The organism is Pseudomonas sp. NPDC087697 (assembly GCF_044743155.1).
Lineage (GTDB): Bacteria > Pseudomonadota > Gammaproteobacteria > Pseudomonadales > Pseudomonadaceae > Aquipseudomonas.
In genome coordinates, this window is the sequence record NZ_JBIUVW010000040.1 from 1 (window position 1) to 3,440 (window position 3,440).

4 protein-coding genes and 1 pseudogene are annotated in these 3,440 nt (G+C 58.6%); all 5 read left to right on the forward strand.

The features are described from left to right. Nucleotides 1-150: 150 nt before the first annotated feature. Nucleotides 151-333, forward strand: a complete 183-nt coding sequence (gene rpmF / locus ACIPIN_RS22475; RefSeq protein ID WP_003179396.1) for a 50S ribosomal protein L32 — start codon at nt 151-153, stop codon at nt 331-333. A 3-nt stretch (nt 334-336) separates the two neighbouring features. After that, nucleotides 337-1,347, forward strand: coding sequence for a phosphate acyltransferase PlsX (plsX, locus tag ACIPIN_RS22480; protein WP_401122255.1), 1,011 nt, complete (start codon nt 337-339; stop codon nt 1,345-1,347). 126 nt (nt 1,348-1,473) lie between these two features. Then, nucleotides 1,474-2,412, forward strand: a complete 939-nt coding sequence (fabD, locus tag ACIPIN_RS22485) for an ACP S-malonyltransferase (protein WP_401122258.1) — start codon at nt 1,474-1,476, stop codon at nt 2,410-2,412. A 17-nt stretch (nt 2,413-2,429) separates the two neighbouring features. Next, nucleotides 2,430-3,173 (forward strand): 3-oxoacyl-ACP reductase FabG, encoded by a 744-nt coding sequence (gene fabG / locus ACIPIN_RS22490; RefSeq protein ID WP_401122261.1) that lies wholly within the window; start codon nt 2,430-2,432, stop codon nt 3,171-3,173. A 192-nt stretch (nt 3,174-3,365) separates the two neighbouring features. Continuing rightward, nucleotides 3,366-3,440 (forward strand): annotated as a pseudogene (locus ACIPIN_RS22495) (acyl carrier protein); the annotation flags it as partial.

Here is a 3,440-nt window from a genome sequence, read left to right on the forward strand (position 1 = left end):
GCCGCCCCCCCGGCCCCGGCCCGCCACCCCCCCCCCCCCCGCCGGGCCCGCCGCCCCCCCCCCGCCCCGAGGACGCGGTACCGCGGTCCACCCCGTTCTGTGTATTGGCGCAGTTAAAGCGTGACCCAAACGTTTAGGAGTTAATCAATTATGGCTGTTCAGCAGAACAAAAAATCCCGCTCCGCCCGTGACATGCGTCGTTCGCACGATGCTCTCGAGGCAAGCACCCTGTCCGTAGAAAAGACCACTGGTGAAGTTCACCTGCGTCACCACGTATCGCCAGAAGGCGTATACCGTGGCCGTAAAGTGATCGACAAGGGCGCTGACGAGTAATCCTTGTCCGCTCAAGTCATCGCGATTGACGCAATGGGCGGGGACTTCGGTCCCCGCAGCATTGTTCAGGCCAGCCTTGCTTGTCTGTCTGCTACGCCCTCGCTTCACCTGACCCTTGTCGGTCAACCCTCCCTTTTAGAAGAATTGATTGCCAGCCATTCGGCTGTGGATCGCGCGCGCCTGACAATTGCGCCGGCCAGCGACGTTATCGGCATGGACGAAAAACCTTCCCAGGCCCTGCGTGGCAAGCCGGATTCCTCAATGCGGGTTGCGCTTGAGCTGTTGCGCGATGGCAAGGTTCAGGCGTGTGTCAGTGCCGGCAATACCGGTGCGCTGATGGCGTTGTCGCGTTATGTGCTCAAGACCTTGCCGGGTATCGATCGGCCGGCCATGGTGGCGGCGATCCCGACGCAGCGTGGTTATTGCCAGTTGCTCGATCTGGGCGCGAATGTCGATTGCAGTGCCGAGCACCTGTTCCAGTTTGCGGTGATGGGCTCGGTGGCGGCTGAAACCTTGGGCATTGTTCGCCCGAAGGTCGCGTTGCTGAACATCGGCACGGAAGACATCAAGGGCAATCAGCAGGTCAAGCTGGCCGCCACGCTGCTGCAAAACGCGCGCGGGCTGAATTACATCGGCTTTGTCGAGGGGGATGGCTTGTACCGTGGTGAGGCTGACGTGGTGGTCTGCGACGGTTTTGTCGGCAATATCCTGCTCAAATCCAGCGAGGGGCTGGCGACCATGATTGCCGGGCGGATCGAGGCGCTGTTCAAGCAAAACCTGGCGTCGAGAATGGTCGGGGCTTTGGCGTTACCGCTGATGAAGCGCCTGCAGGCCGATTTGGCGCCTGCGCGACATAATGGCGCAAGCTTCCTCGGTTTGCAGGGGATCGTCGTTAAAAGCCATGGCTCGGCCGGTGTGCAGGGCTTTCAGAGTGCCATTCAGAGAGCCTTGATCGAGATTCAGGAGAACCTGCCGCAGCGGCTTCATGGTCGCCTCGAGGATTTGTTGCTTTAGGCATTTTCGTTCGACAATGCTTAAATGTGACCGCTCAGTTCAATTGGCCATCCAACTGTCAGTTTCTTGCGTCCAGCAGTACAGGACGTCAATTCTCCGGCGACAAGATCATTAGGGGCTTGTTACATGTCTGCTTCCCTCGCATTCGTCTTTCCAGGACAGGGTTCGCAGTCCCTCGGCATGCTGGCCGAGTTGGGCGCGCAATATCCGTTGATCCTTGAAACTTTCAAAGAAGCTTCCGAGGCTCTGGGTTACGACCTGTGGGCACTGACCCAGCAAGGGCCGGAAGAGCAACTCAATCAAACCGACAAAACCCAACCGGCGATTCTCACTGCTTCGATTGCCTTGTGGCGTCTGTGGCTGGCTGAGGGCGGCGCACGACCGGCTTACGTTGCCGGGCATAGTCTGGGCGAATACAGCGCACTGGTCGCGGCTGGCAGCCTGAGTCTGGGCGACGCGGTGAGGCTGGTAGAGCGTCGCGGTCAGCTGATGCAAGAAGCGGTGCCGGCCGGGCAGGGCGGCATGGCCGCAATCCTCGGTCTGGACGATGCTGATGTGCTGGCTGCCTGTGCCGAAGCGGCGCAAGGCGAAGTGGTCAGCGCGGTCAATTTCAACTCGCCGGGCCAGGTGGTGATTGCCGGTGCCAAAGCTGCTGTCGAGCGCGCCATCGAAGGCTGCAAGGCGCGTGGTGCCAAGCGCGCCATGCCGCTGCCGGTCAGCGTTCCGTCGCACTGCGAACTGATGCGCCCGGCTGCCGAGCGCCTCAAAGAGTCGATTGCTGCGATCAACTGGCAGGCTCCGCAAATCCCGCTGGTACAGAATGTCAGTGCCGATGTGGCAGCGGATCTGGAAATCCTCAAGCGCGATCTGCTCGAACAGCTCTACAAGCCGGTTCGCTGGGTTGAGTCGGTCCAGGCGCTGGCCGCCAAAGGCGCTACTCAGCTGGTTGAATGCGGTCCGGGCAAAGTCCTGGCTGGCCTGAACAAGCGCTGCGCCGAAGGCGTGTCGACCTCTAATCTGAACACCCCGGATGCTTTCGCTGCTGCTCGTGCAGCGTTGGCCTGAACTTAGGAGAAGCCTGCATGAGTCTGCAAGGTAAAGTTGCACTGGTTACCGGCGCCAGCCGTGGTATTGGCCAGGCTATCGCACTGGAACTGGGTCGTCAGGGCGCTATCGTGGTGGGTACCGCGACTTCCGCTTCGGGCGCTGAGCGCATCGCGGCAACACTGAAGGAAAACGGTATTCAAGGCACTGGTCTTGAGCTCAATGTCACCAGCGACGAGTCCGTAGCGGCCGTGTTGGCAAGCATTCAGGAGCAGTTCGGTGCGCCGGCGATTCTGGTGAATAGCGCCGGTATCACCCGCGATAACCTGATGATGCGCATGAAAGATGACGAGTGGCATGACGTCATCGATACCAACCTGAACAGTCTGTTTCGCCTGTCCAAGGGTGTTTTGCGTGGCATGACCAAGGCGCGTTGGGGGCGAATTATCAGTATTGGTTCGGTTGTGGGTGCCATGGGCAACGCAGGCCAAGTAAACTACGCAGCCGCCAAGGCAGGTCTGGAAGGTTTCAGTCGCGCTCTGGCGCGTGAAGTCGGTTCGCGTTCGATTACGGTTAACTCGGTGACCCCTGGGTTCATCGACACCGATATGACCCGCGAGCTGCCGCAGGCGCAGCGTGAAGCCTTGCAGGCACAAATTCCGCTTGGCCGTCTGGGGCAAGCTCAAGAGATCGCGTCTGTGGTCGCTTTTCTTGCGTCGGACGGTGCGGCTTACGTTACTGGGGCTACAATCCCGGTGAACGGCGGGATGTACATGAGTTAAATGTGACGGGTTGCTTCAAAAAAATGTCATACGAGCTGTCTAAAATCCGTTATAAAGCTGCAATCTATTTATAGGCAGTGGGTCGTCAGGGTTTGAGGAGTGAAGCTTTCAGTTGAAAAACTGAAAAGCCTTTCTATACACTTACCCACTGGCCAGCTGCCTGAATTTGTCCATTAGGAGTGAAAACAAGGTATGAGCACCATCGAAGAGCGCGTCAAGAAAATCGTTGCTTAGCAACTTGTCTTTAAAGAAGAAGAAGTTTTTAAT

Bases quoted from the DNA above. Each gene is read 5' to 3' on its own strand.
- rpmF (WP_003179396.1), top strand. From the start codon at position 151: ATGGCTGTTCAGCAGAACAAAAAATCCCGCTCCGCCCGTGACATGCGT.
- fabD (WP_401122258.1), top strand. From the start codon at position 1,474: ATGTCTGCTTCCCTCGCATTCGTCTTTCCAGGACAGGGTTCGCAGTCC.
- fabG (WP_401122261.1), top strand. From the start codon at position 2,430: ATGAGTCTGCAAGGTAAAGTTGCACTGGTTACCGGCGCCAGCCGTGGT.